The sequence below is a fragment of the Leisingera sp. XS_AS12 genome, assembly GCF_041224635.1.
Taxonomy (GTDB): domain Bacteria; phylum Pseudomonadota; class Alphaproteobacteria; order Rhodobacterales; family Rhodobacteraceae; genus Leisingera.
Map to the genome: position 1 here is coordinate 34,572 of NZ_JBGFGM010000101.1, position 17,594 is coordinate 52,165.

16 protein-coding genes are annotated in these 17,594 nt (G+C 62.6%); 4 read left to right on the forward strand and 12 right to left on the reverse strand.

Annotation, left to right across the window (positions count from 1 at the left end):
* The first annotated feature begins 96 nt into the window (after window positions 1–96).
* Window positions 97–1,212, forward strand: a complete 1,116-nt coding sequence (locus tag AB9K35_RS12090; RefSeq protein ID WP_369926380.1) for an efflux RND transporter periplasmic adaptor subunit — start codon at window positions 97–99, stop codon at window positions 1,210–1,212.
* Window positions 1,209–5,033: an efflux RND transporter permease subunit gene (locus tag AB9K35_RS12095; protein WP_369926382.1), complete on the forward strand. Its 3,825-nt coding sequence runs from the start codon at window positions 1,209–1,211 to the stop codon at window positions 5,031–5,033. The genes AB9K35_RS12090 and AB9K35_RS12095 overlap by 4 nt, the downstream gene beginning before the upstream one ends.
* A 165-nt stretch (window positions 5,034–5,198) precedes the next feature.
* On the opposite strand, the gene AB9K35_RS12100 is transcribed toward AB9K35_RS12095, so the two are convergent.
* The 4 genes from AB9K35_RS12100 to AB9K35_RS12115 form a co-directional block, all read right to left on the reverse strand.
* Window positions 5,199–5,471 carry a hypothetical protein gene (locus tag AB9K35_RS12100; protein WP_222453665.1) on the reverse strand — a complete coding sequence of 91 codons (273 nt, stop codon included), beginning with the start codon at window positions 5,469–5,471 and terminating at the stop codon, window positions 5,199–5,201.
* 74 nt (window positions 5,472–5,545) lie between these two features.
* Entirely contained in the window at window positions 5,546–5,794 is a 249-nt protein-coding gene (locus AB9K35_RS12105; protein WP_222453666.1) for a hypothetical protein, read from the reverse strand.
* A 308-nt stretch (window positions 5,795–6,102) separates the two neighbouring features.
* Window positions 6,103–7,935, reverse strand: a complete 1,833-nt coding sequence (locus AB9K35_RS12110) for an ABC transporter ATP-binding protein/permease (RefSeq protein WP_369926385.1) — start codon at window positions 7,933–7,935, stop codon at window positions 6,103–6,105.
* Between the two features lie 111 nt (window positions 7,936–8,046).
* Complete coding sequence (locus AB9K35_RS12115) at window positions 8,047–9,240, reverse strand: LysM peptidoglycan-binding domain-containing protein (RefSeq protein ID WP_369926387.1); 1,194 nt, start codon at window positions 9,238–9,240, stop codon at window positions 8,047–8,049.
* A gap of 153 nt (window positions 9,241–9,393) precedes the next feature.
* Between AB9K35_RS12115 and AB9K35_RS12120 the strand changes: the two genes are divergently transcribed.
* Window positions 9,394–9,756 (forward strand): hypothetical protein, encoded by a 363-nt coding sequence (locus AB9K35_RS12120; RefSeq protein WP_369926389.1) that lies wholly within the window; start codon window positions 9,394–9,396, stop codon window positions 9,754–9,756.
* A gap of 82 nt (window positions 9,757–9,838) precedes the next feature.
* Window positions 9,839–10,390, forward strand: a complete 552-nt coding sequence (locus tag AB9K35_RS12125) for a TIGR00730 family Rossman fold protein (protein WP_369926391.1) — start codon at window positions 9,839–9,841, stop codon at window positions 10,388–10,390.
* Here the strand turns inward: AB9K35_RS12125 and rarD are convergent.
* The 8 genes from rarD to AB9K35_RS12165 all read right to left on the reverse strand — a co-directional run bounded on the left by rarD (window position 10,327) and on the right by AB9K35_RS12165 (window position 17,564).
* Window positions 10,327–11,238 (reverse strand): EamA family transporter RarD, encoded by a 912-nt coding sequence (rarD, locus tag AB9K35_RS12130; RefSeq protein WP_369926392.1) that lies wholly within the window; start codon window positions 11,236–11,238, stop codon window positions 10,327–10,329. The two genes, AB9K35_RS12125 and rarD, sit on opposite strands and share 64 nt — an antisense overlap.
* Window positions 11,239–11,310: 72 nt before the next feature.
* On the reverse strand, window positions 11,311–11,766 hold the full coding sequence (locus AB9K35_RS12135) for a host attachment family protein (protein WP_369926395.1): 456 nt from the start codon (window positions 11,764–11,766) through the stop codon (window positions 11,311–11,313).
* 4 nt (window positions 11,767–11,770) lie between these two features.
* Window positions 11,771–11,965 (reverse strand): hypothetical protein, encoded by a 195-nt coding sequence (locus tag AB9K35_RS12140; RefSeq protein ID WP_369926397.1) that lies wholly within the window; start codon window positions 11,963–11,965, stop codon window positions 11,771–11,773.
* A 153-nt stretch (window positions 11,966–12,118) separates the two neighbouring features.
* Window positions 12,119–12,721 carry a superoxide dismutase gene (locus AB9K35_RS12145; protein WP_222453674.1) on the reverse strand — a complete coding sequence of 201 codons (603 nt, stop codon included), beginning with the start codon at window positions 12,719–12,721 and terminating at the stop codon, window positions 12,119–12,121.
* 105 nt (window positions 12,722–12,826) lie between these two features.
* Window positions 12,827–13,294, reverse strand: coding sequence for a hypothetical protein (locus AB9K35_RS12150; protein WP_369926399.1), 468 nt, complete (start codon window positions 13,292–13,294; stop codon window positions 12,827–12,829).
* A 40-nt stretch (window positions 13,295–13,334) separates the two neighbouring features.
* Window positions 13,335–13,796 carry a hypothetical protein gene (locus AB9K35_RS12155; protein WP_369926401.1) on the reverse strand — a complete coding sequence of 154 codons (462 nt, stop codon included), beginning with the start codon at window positions 13,794–13,796 and terminating at the stop codon, window positions 13,335–13,337.
* 176 nt (window positions 13,797–13,972) lie between these two features.
* On the reverse strand, window positions 13,973–14,539 hold the full coding sequence (locus tag AB9K35_RS12160) for a sarcosine oxidase subunit gamma (protein WP_369926402.1): 567 nt from the start codon (window positions 14,537–14,539) through the stop codon (window positions 13,973–13,975).
* Window positions 14,532–17,564 (reverse strand): sarcosine oxidase subunit alpha family protein, encoded by a 3,033-nt coding sequence (locus tag AB9K35_RS12165; protein ID WP_369926404.1) that lies wholly within the window; start codon window positions 17,562–17,564, stop codon window positions 14,532–14,534. Before AB9K35_RS12165 ends, AB9K35_RS12160 begins: the two co-directional genes overlap by 8 nt.
* Window positions 17,565–17,594: the final 30 nt, after the last annotated feature.

Sequence of the window (17,594 nt, forward strand, 5' to 3'; positions counted from 1 at the left end):
CAATTCCGCGCGAGTCCCTTTGCCCCACAGTCCGCGCCCTGTGCCGGACGGCACATATTTTCCGGGACCCAAGCAAGAATTTTAGAAAGGCCCGACATGCGTATTGTCCCAATGCTGACAGCCGTCGTGGTGACTGCCAGTCTTTATATGGTGATCATCGAACGGGACAAACTGATGGCATTTGCCAGAGGGGAAACCGCTCCGGAGGCCACAGAACCCGTGACCGAAGACACGTCGGCGCCTTCCGCCGCGCAAGGTGGCGACAAACGGATCGGGGTTGTCGCGCTGCGCAGCCAAGCCCGCACCATCGGCAATGCGGTGATCCTGCGGGGGCAGACACAGGCGATCCGCCAGGTGGAGGTGCGGGCAGAAACCACGTCGACCGTGATTTCCGAACCGCTGCGCAAGGGCGCCGCAGTCAAAAAGGGCGATCTTCTGTGTGAACTGGATCCCGGCACCCGCCCTGCCACCCTGCTGCAGGCACAGGCACAGCTGAAAGAAGCCAGGATCAATCTCACCGCAGCCTCCAAGCTGTCGGAAGGTGGCTATGCCTCCGAAACGCGGCTGGCCGCCGCCGAGGCAGCCGAACGTACCGCGCAAGCCGCCGTGGCGGCCGCCGAACGGGAAATCGCCAACCTGAAGATCACCGCCCCCTTCGACGGTCTGCTGGAAAGTGATACCGCCGAGCTGGGCAGCCTGCTGCAACCCGGCAGCCTCTGCGGCACCGTGATCCAGCTCGACACCATCAAACTGGTGGGCTACGTGCCCGAAGCCGAGGTGAACAAGGTCACCCTGGGGGCCTCTGCGGGCGCCAAGCTGGCCACTGGTCAGCAGGTTCAGGGCAAGGTCACCTTCCTCAGCCGCTCCGCGGACCCGCAAACCCGGACCTTCGAGGTCGAGATCACGGTGCCGAACCCGGACCTGTCGATCCGCGACGGGCAAACGGCCGATATCGCGATTTCCTCGGCCGGCTCTCTCGCCCACAAGCTTCCGCAATCGGCGCTGACCCTCAACAACGAAGGCCGTCTGGGCGTGCGGGTGGTTGGCGAGGACAGCACGGTGGAGTTCTTTCCCGTCGAACTGCTGCGAGACGAGGCTGACGGCGTCTGGCTGGGCGGGCTGCCAGCAGAAGCCGACATCATCGTGGTCGGGCAGGATTTCGTAACCGAAGGCGTACCCGTGGCAGCCACATATCGGGAGGCTGACCAGTGACCGGTATCGTAGGCTGGGCCGCCAATCGGGCCCGGATGGTTCTTGCATTCATCGCAATCTCGCTCCTGGTGGGCGGGTTTGCCTATTCCATGCTCCCCAAGGAAGGCGAGCCGGACATCGAAATTCCGGCTCTGTTCATCTCGGTCCCCTTCCCCGGCATTTCCGCCGAGGATTCAGAAACCTTGCTGGTCAAGGTGATGGAAACCGAGCTTGCCGACCTCGACGGGCTCGACAAGATGACCTCCACCGCCGCCGAGGGCTATGCCGGTGTGGCGCTGGAGTTCGAGTTCGGCTGGGACAAGACCGCGGTGATGGCGGATGTGCGCGACGCGATGGACAAGGCCGAGGCCGAGTTCCCCGAGGGCGCCGAGAAATACACCATCAACGAGATCAACTTCTCGGAATTCCCGATCGTCATCGTGAACCTGACAGGGGCGGTGCCGGAACGGACCATGGCGCGCATCGCCAAGGACCTGCAGGATGACCTTGAGGCCCTCGACGCCGTTCTGGAGGCAGGGATCGCCGGTAATCGGGACGAAATGGTCGAAGTGTTGATCGACCCGTTGCGGCTCGAGGCCTATAACGTCACGGCTCTTGAGCTGATCAACGTTGTGCAGAACAACAATCAGCTGATTGCCGCGGGCGAAGTCGACACCGCCCAGGGCTCCTTTGCAGTGAAGATCCCGTCGTCCTTTGATGATGTTCAGGATATCTACCAGTTGCCGGTGAAGACCAATGGCGACCGGGTGGTGACGCTTGGCGAATTGGCCCAGATCAATTTCACCTTCGAGGACCGCGAAGGCACCGCCCGTTTCAACGGCGAAGACACGGTGGCGCTGCAGGTGGTCAAACGCAAGGGCTACAACCTGATCGACACCGTCAACCTGGTGAAGGAAACGCTGGAGGTCTCCAAGTCGAAGTGGCCGCCGGAACTGCAGGCTGCGGTGACGGTGGGCACCTCCAACGACCAGAGCCGCGTGGTCGGCTCCATGGTCAGCCAGCTGGAGGGCTCGGTGCTGACCGCCATCGCGCTGGTGATGATCGTGGTGCTGTCGGCGCTTGGCAGCCGTGCCGCGCTGTTGGTCGGGTTTGCCATTCCGACCTCCTTCCTATTGTGTTTTGCCCTTCTGGCGCTGATGGGGATTTCGATCTCCAACATCGTGATGTTCGGCCTGATCCTTGCCGTCGGCATGCTGGTCGATGGCGCCATCGTGGTGGTGGAATACGCCGACAAGCGGATCAAGGAAGGCACCGGCCCGATGCACGCCTATGTCGAGGCAGCGCAGCGGATGTTCTGGCCGATCGTGTCCTCCACCGCGACCACCCTCTGCGCCTTCCTGCCGATGCTGTTCTGGCCCGGCGTGCCGGGTGAATTCATGGGCATGCTGCCGGTGACCCTGATCTTCGTTCTGTCGGCCTCGCTGGTGGTGGCGCTGATCTACCTGCCGGTGATGGGCGGTGTGACCGGCCGCATCAGCCGGACCTTCGAAGGCGCGTCCCGCACCCTGCGCATGGTCGCCCCCTGGTGGCTGCGCGCCGCCCTTGTGCCGCTTCCCATGTGGGGCATGTTTGCCGGTGCGATGCAGATGCTGAACCCGGGCTATCTGCTTGGCGCTGATGCCGCCGGGATCGGCCCGGTGGTGTTTGGTGCGCTGGTCTTTGCCCTCAGCGCGTTTGCCGCCTCGATCACCCTCAGCGCGGTTAAGATCGAACGCGAAGAACGGGAAGTCAGAACCGGCTACCACCATTCCCCGTTTGGCCATTTCATCAAATTCATCGCCGGCAATCCCGTCATGCCGGTGGTGACCATCGCCGCCGTCGGCTTTGGCATCATGACGGTGTTCTCGATGTTCAGCGAGAACAACTATGGCGTTGAATTCTTTGTGGAATCGGAACCCGAACAGGCGACAGCCTATGTTCGGGCCCGCGGCAACATTTCGCTTCAGGAAAAGGATGCCCTCGTCCGTGCGACCGAGCAGGTCATCCTGAACCACCACGCTGTGATCAATGTTTTCTCCTTTGCAGGTGACGGCGGCCTAAACACGGACAGCTCGGGCGCTTCGATCCCGCCGGACACTGTTGGTCAGGTCCAGTTCGAGATCATCCCGTGGGAAGATCGTCCCACCGAGACCGAACCCATGGATGGCTGGTTTGGCCGCTGGCTGAGCGAGAACCTCGGCCTTGAGAAGAAGGTGATCGCGCAGGAATACGATGGCAATACCGTCATTGACGAGCTGAACAGCCAACTCGCCGCCCTGCCCGGTTTTGAGGTCGAAGTCAGATCGCTCGCCCAGGGACCGGCAAGCGGCAAGCCTGTTCACCTGCGTCTGCGCGGTGACAGCTGGGACGACCTGACCGCCGCCACAATCGCCGCGCGCGAGCAATTCGCCAAAACCCCGGGCCTGATCCTGATCGAAGACAGCCTGCCGCTGCCCGGCATCGACTGGCAGATCGACGTCGATGTCGAGAAGGCCGGCCGTTATGGCGCCGATGTGGCGACCGTGGGCGCGATGGTGCAACTGGTCACCCGCGGTATCCTGTTGGACACCATGCGCGTCGACAGCTCGGACGAAGAAATCGAGATCCGCGTCCGCCTGCCCAAAGAAGACCGGGTGCTCTCCACCCTCGACACGCTCAAGGTGCGCACCGCCGACGGGCTTGTGCCGCTGTCGAACTTCGTCACGCGCAAACCGGTTCCGAAACTCGCCAAGATCAGCCGCATCGAGCAGGAACGTTACTACGACGTGAAAGCGGATGTTGAGCTGGGCCTGAGCAAGGTTGTCGCTACTGACCCTGACAGCGGTGAAGCGACCCGCCTGGCGGTTCTGCGGGAGCTGCCGGAAGGCGCCCCTGCGGCATCCGATACCATCGTCGGCTCCAATGGCAAGCGACTGCAGCTGGTGCAGCTCACCGGAGCCGACAGCATAGAGGCGCTGCAGGCCGCCCTCGACGATGGTGCAAAGATCAGCCCGGTGAACCCGAACGAGCGGATCTCGGTGCTGACCGAATGGCTGGAAACCGACCCGCTGCCGCGCAGCATCAGCTGGGAATGGACCGGCGATCAGGAGGAGCAGGAGGAATCCGGTGCCTTCCTGTCCAAGGCCTTTGCCGGGGCGCTGGCGCTGATGTTCGTGATCCTGCTGGCCCAGTTCAACAGCTTCTACAACTCGGTTCTGGTGCTTCTGGCAGTGGTGCTGTCCACCACCGGCGTGCTCATCGGCATGATGGTGATGCAGCAGCCCTTCTCGATTATCATGACCGGCACTGGCATCGTGGCGCTGGCGGGGATCGTGGTGAACAACAACATCGTGCTGATCGACACCTACCAGGAGTTCAGCCAGAAGATGCCCCGGATCGAGGCGATCATCCGCACCGCCGAAGCCCGCATCCGACCGGTACTGCTGACCACCATCACCACAATGGCGGGCCTGACCCCGATGATGTTCGGCGTCAGCCTCGACTTCATCGACGGCGGTTACTCCATCGACAGCCCCACGGCGCTGTGGTGGAAGCAGCTGGCGACTGCTGTGGTCTTTGGTCTTGGCATTGCCACCGTACTGACGCTGGTGGTGACCCCGTCCTTGCTGGCGATCCGGGTCTGGCTGTCGACCTACATGCACGCCCTCGGGCGGGTGCTGTCCCGGATTACCCGTGGCCGCTCAAGCCGCATCGCACAGGATTCGCGCCTCTTCAAAAAGGCCCGGACCCTGCCGAGCACCGAGGTTCTGTGGGAAGACGACGACACCGATGCGACGACCTCCGATCCCCAGACCCCCTCGCAAGCGCCCTCAGCCGGTGGCGACCTGCGCGCCGCTGAATAGGCTGCCCTAACAAACTGGCCCCGTCATCTAGACGGGGCCAGTCCATGGCATCTCGGCCTCACCCGTTTGGGGGGAAACGTACAGTTGGTCTCGAGGCTCTTGCTTGGGGGAGGTCCAGAGCCGACCTGTCCTGAACGGGGTCAGGCCAAAGATGCGTCCCCGGCGTTACCCAGATTTCGCCAGAACGCCGGCGTTCACGGCCGCCTGAACTTCTTCTTCGTCGGCCTCGCCGTCCGCGTTGGCATCAATCGCGGCAAAGGTTTCCGCGTCCAGCTCGGGATAGGCGGCCTGCAGCTCCTCCATCGAGAAGGTGCCATTGCCGTCCACATCGGCCTCTGCGCCGATTCCAACGCTGACGCCGGTGTTCAGGTCCAGCGCGGCAACCGGTGCAGCGGCAAGTGCGGTCAGGGCGGCGGCGGTCAGGGCAAAAGTCTTCATCTTGTACACTCCGTTTTCATCTGTGTGAGAGGACGGCGCGCGAAGCCCTCGCGCGCCAAAGAAAGTCACGAGAATCAGCCTTCCTTGGTCAGCAGGCCCGCATCCACCGCGGCCTGCACTTCGTCCTCGGTTGCCTCGCCATCAGCGTCGGCATCGATGGTGGCAAAGGTTTCGGCGCTCAATTCAGGGTAGACAACCTGCAGCTCATCCAGCGAGTAGGAGCCGTCGCCATCCATATCCGTTGCGCCATCAAGATCCAGCGCAGCCAGAGGGGAAGCAGCAAGCGCGGTCACGGCAGCAGCCGTCAGTGCAAAGGACTTCATTTGAGATACTCCATTCATTCTGTTCATTTTTTCCAGACCCACGGTTTCTCCCGTGAGCCATGAACAGAGGTAAGTGGAGGCCGCGCTCCACGCCAGATGCCAGCGCGGAACAGCAAATTTCCGGCGTCCGCTCGCCCAAACCCGGCCCGGGGCTGAGCGCAAAGCCGCCCCAGCGATCCGCTTGAACCTTTCTCCGCTCAACCTGAGGTGTGCATCTTGCAGGTTTCCGCCATACGCCTCATCCCGGACGCGGACAGGCGTTTTTCAGGGAACTTTTTCTCAAGTGCCAAAACAGACCGTGACGGCCATCAAGCGCTGTCTTGATCCGATTGCTGTCGTTGCCACAGCCGGGCATAGCGCCCCTGGCGGGCCAGAAGCTCCTGATGGGTGCCGGTTTCGGCAATCTCGCCCTGCTCCAGAACGACAATACGGTCAGCGTCAGCGATCGTGGACAGGCGATGGGCAATGGTAATCACCGTGCGCCCTTGCCCGGCACGCGCCAGCGCCCCCTGGATTTCCTGCTCGGTATCGCTGTCCAGCGCCGAGGTCGCCTCGTCCAGAAGAAGGATCGGCGGGTTCTTCAACAGGGTCCGCGCAATACCAACCCGCTGTTTCTCGCCGCCAGACAGCTTCAGGCCGCGCTCGCCCACCTGGGTGTCATAGCCATCGGGCAAGGCCGCTATGAAGTCATGGATCTGGGCGTCCCGCGCCGCCTGCTCGATCTCCTCCTGCGTGGCGCCTTCGCGGCCATAGGCGATATTGTAGCGGATGGTGTCATTGAACAGCACCGTGTCCTGCGGCACGACGCCAATCGCCTGATGCAGGCTTTTCTGCGTCACATCGCGAACATCCTGACCATCGATGCACAGCGCGCCGCCGCGGACATCGTAGAAACGGAACAACAGCCGACCGATGGTCGATTTTCCCGATCCGGTGGAGCCGACGATTGCCACGGTCTGGCCCGGCTCCACGTCGAGTGAAATCCCTTTCAGGATCTCCCGGTCCGGCTCGTAGGAAAACCGCACATTGTCCAAAGTGACCCGGCCACCCGAGACCTTCAGCTCAGTTGCTCCGGGACGATCACTGACATCCGCTGGCTGCCCCAGAAGGTCGAACATTTCCCCCATGTCGACGAGGCTCTGACGGATTTCCCGGTATACCGTGCCCAGGAAATTGAGCGGCACGGTGATCTGGATCATGTAGGCGTTGACCATGACGAAATCGCCCACCGTCAATCCGCCCTGCTGCACGCCGATAGCCGCCATGACCATCACGCCGACAAGGCCCGCAGTGATGATGACGCTTTGGCCGAAGTTGAGAAAGGCCAGCGAGTAGGCTGTCTTCAGTGCCGCCTGCGCATAGGCCTTCATCGCGCTGTCATAGCGCGCGGCCTCACGCTCTTCGGCCACGAAATACTTCACGGTTTCATAGTTCAGCAGGCTGTCGATGGCCTTTTGATTGGCGTCGGTATCCTGCTGGTTCATCTCCCGCCGCAGCTTCACCCGCCACTCGGTGACAGCGAAGGTGAACCAGACATAGAGCGCGATGGTCCCGGCCACCACGGCAAGATAGCGCGCATCGAACAAGACTGTCAGAATGACCGCCACCAGGGACAGCTCCAGGATCAGCGGCCCGATGGAAAACAGCATGAACCGCAGCAGGAACTCGACGCCCTTCACGCCGCGCTCGATGATCCGGCTCAGACCACCGGTCTTGCGCGTGATGTGGTAGCGCATCGACAGGCGGTGGATATGGGTAAAGGTCTCCAGCGCCAGCCGACGCAGCGCGCGCTGGCCGACAGGGGCGAACACCGCATCGCGCAATTGCTGGAAACCAGTGGTGAGGATCCGTGCCACGCCATATGCCACGGTCAGCCCAACGGCCCCCAGCGCAAGCGGGGGCACGCCTTCCCCGGCCAGGGTATCGACCGCCCCCTTGTACAGCATCGGCGTGTAAACAGCGATGATCTTGGCCAGCACCAGAACCGCCAGAGCCAGCACCACCCGCAGCTTGACGCCCCGATTGCCGCGCGGCCAAAGGTACGGTCCCACTTTCCGCAAGGTGCGCAGACCGGAACGCCGTTCGGCCCTTGCGATTGCGGTGGAAGACGATGGCGCGGCGGCTTGCTCGGTCTGGCTCATGGCTGCTCCTGGCGAAGGCGGGCTAGGGTGTCTGAACCGGCACGATTAATGCTTTTCCCGCAAAACCGCGAGAGGCGGATCAACGCGCGTGCCGACAGACGCAGGGGGAAATCACTCGGGGATCGTAAAGACCTGCCCCGGATAGATCAGATCAGGATCGCGAATGGCTTCCCGGTTGGCTTCGAACACGCGGACATACAGAAACCCGCTGCCATAGCGCTGCTGAGAAATCGCCCACAATGTGTCGCCCTTCTGGACCGTGACAGCCCGCACCAGCGGCGCAGCCGCATCCGGGGCAGGATCGCCGGTTGGCGTCGGCAAGGCTTCCGGGGCTTCCCGCTTGAACGGGGTTTCCAGACGGCTCACGACAGAACCAGTCGCGACCTCAACCTCATCCAGCCGAAGGGTGTAGATCCCGGGAGACACACCTTCCAGCCGTCCACTCCAGCGACCATCTTCCGCAGCTTCCAGCTCGGCGACGGCCCGGTTGTCCACATAGATCCGGACCCGCGACTGCGGCCGCGCGCGCCCCGAGAGTTCCACGCCACCGGTCCCATTGTAGCTGATCGCATCCAGCGCGACCTCATCGCTGAGCTCGGGATCGGCGGGTATGGCGGGCTGTACGACCTCGACCCCGTCCTGATCGGCACGCAACACCGCGACCGCCTGCCCCGGCTGCTGGTCTGCCCCCGAAGTGGCAGGCGTGGCATCCTCAGGACTGCTCTGCCCCTCGGACGTTGCGCGCCCAGTCGCCTCGGGTTGCGAGCCCATGAGGTCCGCCCCCTGTTCGTCCACGTCCTGATTACCCTCGGACAGACTTGCGACAGTCTCCTCGGTGACCGAGGCCGTGCCCTCACTATCTCCAGCAGGCGACTGTTGCTCCGCCTCCGGCGTGCCCGCGGCGACGATCTGGTCGGCCGGGGCAAGAATGAAACTCTCGGCCGAGGCGATCTTCTTTCCTGCATGTTCAGCGAGCAGGGAAATCACCCGGGGTGTATCGCTCGGTGTGATCGTGGTCAGCACCGCGAACTCGCCCCCGGCAGGCACTTCCAGTTGCTCCAGTGGCGCGCCGTCAACCAGCACGGTCAACTGCACGCCGCCCTGTGCCTGACCGGCAATCACCACGGACCCATCACGGTCCACCCGCACCAGGTCCAGCGACGGCGCCACAAGCACACCATCTTGTGCCTCCCCAGCCGCCGTGGTGTCCTCCGTGCCCGAGGCAGCACTGTCCGCGCCGTCCTCCGTTACCACCTCAACTGCGAGTTCTGCCGGGCGATCCCCTTCCGTTTTCGCCCCATCCATCTCGGGTTCTCCCGACGCGGCTGCGTCGCCAGCGATCGAAGACGCACCTTCAGGATCTGGATTTATCCTTTCAGAATCGATGCTTGCAGCAATATCTTCATGTTCCGCCGCCGAGACATCTCCGCTCTCCGGGGCAACGGCTTGGGACCCGCCTTGATCCTGATCACCGGCTTGCGGGGCGTCTGTTTCCGCCAGTTCCTGTCCTGTACTCTGCGCCGGTTGTTCTTCTGCGACCGCGGTCTCTTGGCTGGAACGGTTCTGCAAGGGCTGACCGGATTCATCGCCAGCGCCGTCAAAATCGGCGCTCTGGGTGTTGCGGTCGGCCTCCTGCCGCGGCGTGTTGACCGCATCCGGGCCATGTATCGAGAACACGCCAAGCTGATACAGCACGACACCGCCAACGACGACCGCCGTTCCGACAATACCTCCAATGGTCAGAGCCCCGAGGCTCCTGCTTCCAGTTCCATCCGCCATTTCGATCCCTTCGACGTTTGCGGAATGTTCCCTTCCGCTTAGTTGAGCAAACCTAGCAACCTCGCTATCACTGGTCAAAACACCAATTTCGTTTCGCTTTGAAATTCCACAGAAAGGCTGGCCAATGAGCATCAAATCCGTCTGCGTCTACTGCGGGTCGCGCCACGGTGCGGATCCAGCCTATGCCGAGGCCGCGCGGGAAACCGGCACCTTGCTGGCCCAGCAAGGGCTGCAGCTGGTTTACGGTGCCGGCGATGTCGGCCTGATGGGCGAAGTCGCGCGCGCCGCACAGGCTGCGGGTGGGCGCACCTTTGGCGTCATTCCCGAGCACCTGGTCCGCCGAGAGGTCGGTAAAAGCGATCTGTCCACCTATGTCGTGACGGAGACCATGCATGAGCGCAAGAAAGTCATGCTGTGGAACGCCGATGCCATCCTGCTGCTGCCCGGCGGTGCCGGATCGCTGGACGAATTGTTCGAAGCGCTGACTTGGCGGCAGCTGGGGCTGCACGGCAAGCCGATTGTCGTGCTGAACACCAATGGCTACTGGGATCCGCTGCGGGCGCTGCTTCGGCAGGTCACCGAACAGGGGTTTGCCGGACCGGAGACCGCGGACTACCTGATCTGGGCCGACACGCCGGTGGCTGCCATTGCCGCCCTGCGCGACGCGCGCTCCTGACGCAGCGCCGACATCGAGAACACCGCAACCGCGCTCCAGATCAGCACAAAGGAGGCGGCGTGCCACGGGCTGAAGGGCTCGGCAAAGATCAGCACCGCCACCAGGAATTGCAGTGTCGGGTTCAGGTACTGCAGCACCCCGACGGTGCCCAGCTGCACCCGCCGCGCGGCATAGCCGAACAGGATCAGCGGCAGCCCGGTCAGCAGGCCCGAGAACGCCAGCATCGCGGCATCACGCGTGCCGCCCAGAAAACCGCCGCCGTCGGTCAGCCAGATCAGCGGCAGCGCCAGCGGCAGCAGCAGCAGGACCTCAGCCGTGACAGAGACCACCGGCCCCAGAAGAAGCTGTTTCTTTGCAACTCCATAGAGGGAAAAGCTGACAGCCAGCGCCAGTGGAATCCAGGGCGCGGCCCCCAGCCCGAAGGACAGCAGCGCCACCGCAAGCCCTGCCAGCGCCACGGCAACCAGCTGGACCGTTGCCAGACGCTCCCCGAAAAGCAGCCGCCCCAAAAGCACGCTCAGCAGCGGGAATACGTAATAGCCCAGGCTCGCCTCGGTAGCATAGCCAGACTGCACCGAAAAGATGAAGATGAACCAGTTCAGCGAGATCATCACCGTGGCGCAGACCAAGAGCAGCGCATTGCGCCGCTCGGCAAAGGCGGCGGCCAGCTCGCGCAACCGCCCCTGCAGCATCAGGACCAGGGCAAAGAAGATAAACGACCAGACCGCGCGGTGCGACAGCACCTGTTCCGGCGGAATATGCGACAGCGCCTTGTAATAGATGCCCGACAGTCCCCAGACCGTACAGGCGGCGATCATCGCCAAGACGCCCTTGTGTGTTTCGCGCATGTTCTGCCCCTGCCCCGTGCCTGCCATGACAGACACCGGACAGGGGCGATGGTCAAGTCCCCGGCTCGGCCATCAGAGATCCGAAATCGCCTCTTTGACCATTTGTTCAATCTTGCTGGTTTCATGGTTGGTCAGGTTCTTCGCGACCTCGCCAATCACCTTGTCCGACACCTCCTGGTGCAGGTTCTTGCGCAGCTCGCCCAGAACCTCGGGGGCCGCGACCAGCACCAGTTGTTCAAACTCGCCCTTGTGCGCCAGCTTATAGAGGCGGTCCGCAAGGTCGGATGCAAAACGCTCCTTGGCCAGCTCGTGCCAGTCAGTGTCATCCACGGCCGAACGGTGCACACTGGGACCGTCGTTGAACCGTCCCGGGCGGTTGGCCGATTGCTCGCGGTCGGACGGGTTGTCCTGCTCATCCTTGCGCCGCACCTTCAGGTGCGGGTCCTGCGTGTCGGTCACATTTTCCAGAAACAGTGCTTTCTCACTGTCAGCGACAAGAACCCAGGTGCCTTTCTTCAGCATGACCATGGTGTTACTCCTGCTCTTTCGACTTGGTGACGCGGGTTTTCCCCGCAGGTCGCGATTTCGATCGCTTCAGTTCGTCTTCGGAAGCAATGTCGCGCTGCAGGTCGCCGCCGATCCGTCCCTGTTGGGAAATCGTGCCCTGTGCGCCCGGGATCTCTTCGGTCTCGCGGTGCCCGTCCTTGGATCTTTTACGTTCAGCCATCGCAACCTCCATCGTTTCAACATGTAGGGAGTCAACGCGGACGAGCTGGGCCGGGTTCCTGTCGGGCAAGAAAAAGCCCGCGCAGCCAAGGCTGCGCGGGCGACTGTGTCAGCCCTGCCCCCGGCGACGGAGGTGGGCGGGAGGAATGTGACCTCAGCCCAGGCGGGAGGCCACGTTTTCCCAGTTCACCAGGTTGTCCAGGAAGTTGGTCAGGTAGGCCGGACGCTTGTTGCGGAAGTCGATGTAGTAGGAGTGCTCCCATACGTCGCAGCCCAGAAGCGCGGTCTGGCCGAAGCACAGCGGGTTGACGCCGTTCTCGGTCTTGGTTACCGCCAGCGAGCCATCGGCGTTCTTCACCAGCCAGGCCCAGCCGGAACCGAACTGGCCGGCACCTGCTGCGGAAAATTCCTCTTTGAATTTGTCGACCGAGCCGAAGTTCTCAACCAGTGCCTTTTCCAGCTCGCCGGGCATCTTGCTTTCGCCCGGGCCCATCATTTCCCAGAACTGGTTGTGGTTCCAGAGCTGCGAGATGTTGTTGAAGATACCGTTTTGCGCAACGGCGTTCTTGTCGTAGGTGCCGGTGATGATCTCTTCCAGCGACTTGCCTTCCCACTCGGTGCCGGCGATCAGCTTGTTGCCGTTGTCGACATAGGCCTTGTGGTGCAGGTCGTGGTGGTATTCCAGGGTTTCCGCGGACATGCCTTTGTCGGCCAGCGCGTCATGAGCGTAGGGAAGATCGGGAAGTTCAAAAGCCATTTGGGCCCCCTGTCATTAAAGTTTGCGTTGCTGAGCAGATACATGCGATTCATAGTTGAGCAGGTCAAGAGCAGCTGTGTGAATTCCTGCATTCCATCTGCGCAATCAGTAGAGAGACCGGCCCTTGACTTCCTGGCAACGACCGACACCGCGCGGCAAGTTGGCCGCATTGTTCATCGGAAACGACGCTTTCAGTTGAAGCTCATTGCTGCCGGGTGTCAGCGTCGCGGTATAGTTCACGCGCAATTTTCCCGAGCCCCGGCTCGGCAATTGCAGTCTCCAGTTCATCCGGTACTTGCCGCGCACCGTTTTGAACTTCACATCAATCGGCTTCTCGTGCGCGTGATGGATAAACCCATCATATGCCCGCGCCTTTCCGGTCTCTGGGTCGAAGGACAGCTGCACGCGGTCGGGCATCCAGCCATGCTGTTCGATGCTTTTGACAGTGCAGTCATAGTTCTGAACGACCGCATGGGCCCCGGTTCCGGCGCACATCATCGCAATGGCGGCAAACATCAGTTTCTTCATATTGTTTCCAATTTCCTTCTTTTCGCCAGCCCCGCCCAGCTCCACCGCAGGAACCCGGAGATTGCGCGCAGGTCGGGCAGGTTCTTCAGATTTGTCCTTGAATATACAGCGGGTATGGGCTGTAGCGCCGCGACTGCACCCGGTAGCACCGCCCGGCCCCCCGCACCAATTTGTTGACAGAGTGACTAGGCGCAACAACCACGCTCATCTTCAGATTGTCGACATTGAGCACGACCCGAAACCGACGTGAGCCGACAGCGTCGCCGTCGATGTCGTCGTCGACTGGCTCATGCATGGCCGCGTTCCATGTCAGCACCAGAGAGCGCGGGCTTCGGTGGCGCACGATTGCCGTCTCGATACGATCCATCACCGTGTCGACGACCTTTGCCTGCACGAACCCGCGGGCGAACTCGATCTTGTAATTCTGCGGCATCCAGCTGGAACGAGACAAAGGTGTCACCGCGCAATCATACGTGGCGCTGGCAAAGGCACTGGTAAACACAAGTGAGCAAGCCGACGCCAATACCGCACATGCCGACGCTCGCATCTGGTCCTCCCCAATTCACTATGCTCAATTTTTTTGGACCCCGGATCTGCGCCCAGGATCAAATATTTCCCCCAACAGGGGCAGAATGCCGACCAATGAAAAACGGTGCCCGACATCCCTGTCGCGCACCGTAATTGACGCAGTATCACGTCACAAGCAGAAAGCGAGTAACAATGTTAATAGACGCCAACCTTGCTCTGCGGATGGGCGGCTGTCTTCAGCAATTTGAAAACATACTCCCCAACCGAGCGGAAGCAGATGATGCCAAAGCTTCCATCCTCTTCCATCCAGAAGGCACCTGCCACCTGGGCCAGCCGCGAGCGGCGGAATTGGCCCGGACCAAAAGCCGCCGGGTCCAGATCGACCGGGCTGACCTTGGCCAGCACCTCGCGCGCGCCCTCGCCGGACAGACGCAGGTAGGTCCGTGCGTCCGAAACGTTGACGGCGAGTGCATGTTCTCCGGCCAGCGCCGCCTGCAACGCGGCGAGTTTCGCGTCGGCCTCTTCGTAGGGAACGAGGAGCAGCAGTTCGTCCGGCGACATCCACGCCACGGCGCCATCTGCCGCAACGGAGATCCGCCCGATCCCCGGCATCCCAGCGCCAGTCGCGGCCTGCACGGCCGACTTCAGCACCGCAGAGTCCAGATCGCCGCGCAGCGTAATCATCCCACGCAAACCAGCGTCAGCGACTTCCGCCAGACCTGCGTAACGGGCACCGTTCAGTTCGGAAACAGCCTTAGACATTCTGCTTTTCCCCTTCCTTGTCGTAGAAGACCGGATCAACGATCTTGGCCTTGTAGGTCTTGCCATCGGTGCCAGGGAACTCAATCACCTCGCCCATGCGCTTGGGGCCATGCTTGACCAGCCCCATGGCGATACCGCGGCCCAGCGTTGCCGAATGATAGGTCGAGGTCACGCGTCCGATCATGTTGCGCTGGCCGTTGGCATTGACGCCTTCACCCACCGCATAGGCGCCATCGGGCAGCACAGAACCGTCCACGGTCTCCAGGCCCACCAGTTGCCAGCGATCCGGGTCCACCATGTGCGACCGCTGTTGCGCCCGTTTGCCCAGGTAGTCTTCCTTCTTCTTGGAGAGCGCCCAGTTCAGGCCCAGATCCTGCGGGATCACGGTGCCGTCGGTCTCGTCCCCGATCATGATGAAGCCCTTCTCGGCCCGCAGGATGTGCAGGGTCTCGGTGCCATAGGGCATGACGCCGAATTCCTTGCCCGCTTCCATCAGCGCATCCCAGAATGCCTGACCTTCCGAAGCCGCAACCGCGATCTCGTAAGACAGCTCCCCCGAGAAGGAGATCCGGTAGGCGCGTGCATCAAAGCCGCCGATCTGACCATCACGCCATTCCATGAACGGCAGCGCCTCGCGGCTGATATCCATGCCGCCACCCGCCTGCGCGTTCAGCTTTTCCAGCACCTTGCGGGCGTTTGGGCCGACCACGGCGATTTGGGCGTATTGCTCGGTCACGTTGGCGACATAGACCTTCCAGTCCCACCATTCGGTCTGCAGCCATTCTTCCATCCAGCCATGGATGTGCTCGGCGCCGCCGGTGGTGGTGTGGCACAGCCAGGTGTCCTCGTCGATGCGGGCCACCACGCCGTCGTCCATCAGGAACCCGTTTTCCGAGCACATCAGGCCATAGCGGCATTTGCCGATCTTCAGCGTCGACATCATGTTCGTGTACATCATGTCGAGGAACTTGCCTGCGTCCGGGCCTTTGACGATCAGCTTGCCCAGCGTCGAGGCATCCAGCAGGCCGAGGTTCTCGCGGGTGTTCTTTACCTCGCGATTGACCGCGGCATGACGGTCTTCACCGTCGCGCAGGTAGGCAAAGGGACGTCGCCACTGGCCTACAGGTTCCCAATCCGCGCCGTTGCGATCGTGCCAATCGTACATCGGCGTCTTGCGGATCGGCTGGAAGATCTCGCCGCGCGCTTCGCCAGCGATCGCGCCGAGCGAGATCGGATGGTACGGCGGGCGGAACGTGGTGGTCCCGACCTGCGGGATCTCCGCATTCAGACTGTCGGCCAGGATCGCAAGACCATTGATGTTGGACAGCTTGCCCTGGTCCGTCGCCATACCCAGCGTGGTGTAACGCTTGGTGTGCTCGACGCTCTCGTAGCCTTCGCGGGCTGCCAGTTGCACGTCCGACACCTTCACGTCGTTCTGGTAGTCGAGCCAGGACTTCATGCGCAGTTTGACGTCGGCCTTTGCAGGCATCAGCCAGACGGCTTCCGTCTGGGATTCGGCCACCGACTCGCCCTTGGCCGCAGCCACGGTCGTCGCGGGGAACCCTGCAGCCTCGGCCGCTTTTGCCCCCGCCGCAGCGGCGTCCTCCAGCAGCGCGGCCAGGCCGAACTCGCCGTTGGCGGCCCCCGCAGGCACCACGAAGCCCTGCCCCTTGTCACCCAGCGGCGGGCGCTCGGGATCGGGGCGGAAGCTGGCGGTGACTTCGTCCCAGATCAGCTTGCCACCGCAGTGGGACCAGAGGTGAACCACCGGCGACCAGCCGCCGGACATCGCAACCGCGTCGGCCTGCACGATTTCGCGCGCACCACCTTCGCCGTTCTGCGCGCAGATCGCGACCTCGGTGACGGATTTGCCATCCTTGACCTTGGCGATGGCCCGACCCAGTTCAACCCGGATGCCTTTTTCGCGCACCGCTTCCATCAGCGCGCCGCCGCCGGTCTCGCGGGTGTCGACCACGCGCACCACTTCGACGCCTGCGTCATGCAGCACCAGCGCGGTGCGATAGGCGTCATCGTTGTTGGTGGCCACGACCACGCGCTCTCCGGGTTTGACACCCCAGTTCACCACGTAGTCCCGCATCGCTCCGGCCAGCATCACGCCCGGCACGTCATTGCCAGCGAAGGACAAGGGCCGTTCGATCGCCCCAGTCGCCGTAACGATCTGGCTGGCGCGGATCCGCCACAGACGGTGGCGCGGACCACCTTGGCCGGGCGCATGATCGGTCAGACGCTCATAGCCCAGGGCATAGCCGTGGTCATAGACGCCGGACCCCATGCAGCGGTCGCGCAGGGTGACGTTATCCATGGCGCGCAGCTCACCCAGGGTCTTCTCGATCCAGGCCTCGGGGGCCTCATCGTCGATGGTGCCGCCATCGACCGGCGCGCGGCCACCCCAGTAGCTGTTCTGTTCGAGCACGAGCACCTTGGCGCCCGAAGCCGCCGCCGCCTTGGCCGCCTGCAGGCCGGCAACGCCGCCGCCGATGACCAGCACATCTGCGAAGAAGTAGAAATGCTCGTAGGTGTCAGCGTCTTTCAACTCCGCATCCGGCGCGGCACCGAGGCCCGCGGATTTGCGGATGATCGGCTCATAGACGTGTTTCCACAGCGGACGCGGGTGGATGAACATCTTGTAGTAGAAGCCTGCGGTGAGGAACCGCGACAGCTTGTTGTTGATCGACAGAACGTCGAACTCGAGGCTGGGCCAGTGGTTCTGCGACTGCGCCTGCAGGCCCGAGAACAGCTCGGTCGTGGTCGCGCGCTGGTTCGGCTCATAGCGGTCGCCGGTGCCCAGCTGCATCAGGGCATTGGGCTCTTCGGCACCGGATGCCACCACGCCGCGCGGGCGGTGATACTTGAACGAACGGCCCATCATGACCTGGCCGTTGGCCAGCAGGGCGGACGCGAGCGTATCGCCGGCGTAACCCTTCATGGTCTTGCCGTTGAAGGTAAAGTCGATCTGTTTGGAGCGGTCGATCAGCCGGCCATGCTTGGCAAGACGCGTGCTCATATTTGCTGATCCTTCAGAGGAATGTCAGAT

Excerpts from the sequence above, each read along its gene's own strand:
- AB9K35_RS12090 (WP_369926380.1), top strand. The coding sequence starts at position 97 with ATGCGTATTGTCCCAATGCTGACAGCCGTCGTGGTGACTGCCAGTCTT.
- AB9K35_RS12100 (WP_222453665.1), bottom strand. The coding sequence starts at position 5,471 with ATGAAGACTTTTGCCCTGACCGCCGCCGCCCTGACCGCACTTGCCGCT.
- AB9K35_RS12105 (WP_222453666.1), bottom strand. The coding sequence starts at position 5,794 with ATGAAGTCCTTTGCACTGACGGCTGCTGCCGTGACCGCGCTTGCTGCT.
- AB9K35_RS12110 (WP_369926385.1), bottom strand. The coding sequence starts at position 7,935 with ATGAGCCAGACCGAGCAAGCCGCCGCGCCATCGTCTTCCACCGCAATC.
- AB9K35_RS12115 (WP_369926387.1), bottom strand. The coding sequence starts at position 9,240 with ATGGATGGGGCGAAAACGGAAGGGGATCGCCCGGCAGAACTCGCAGTT.
- AB9K35_RS12125 (WP_369926391.1), top strand. The coding sequence starts at position 9,839 with ATGAGCATCAAATCCGTCTGCGTCTACTGCGGGTCGCGCCACGGTGCG.
- rarD (WP_369926392.1), bottom strand. The coding sequence starts at position 11,238 with ATGCGCGAAACACACAAGGGCGTCTTGGCGATGATCGCCGCCTGTACG.
- AB9K35_RS12135 (WP_369926395.1), bottom strand. The coding sequence starts at position 11,766 with ATGGTCATGCTGAAGAAAGGCACCTGGGTTCTTGTCGCTGACAGTGAG.
- AB9K35_RS12140 (WP_369926397.1), bottom strand. The coding sequence starts at position 11,965 with ATGGCTGAACGTAAAAGATCCAAGGACGGGCACCGCGAGACCGAAGAG.
- AB9K35_RS12145 (WP_222453674.1), bottom strand. The coding sequence starts at position 12,721 with ATGGCTTTTGAACTTCCCGATCTTCCCTACGCTCATGACGCGCTGGCC.
- AB9K35_RS12155 (WP_369926401.1), bottom strand. The coding sequence starts at position 13,796 with ATGCGAGCGTCGGCATGTGCGGTATTGGCGTCGGCTTGCTCACTTGTG.
- AB9K35_RS12160 (WP_369926402.1), bottom strand. The coding sequence starts at position 14,539 with ATGTCTAAGGCTGTTTCCGAACTGAACGGTGCCCGTTACGCAGGTCTG.
- AB9K35_RS12165 (WP_369926404.1), bottom strand. The coding sequence starts at position 17,564 with ATGAGCACGCGTCTTGCCAAGCATGGCCGGCTGATCGACCGCTCCAAA.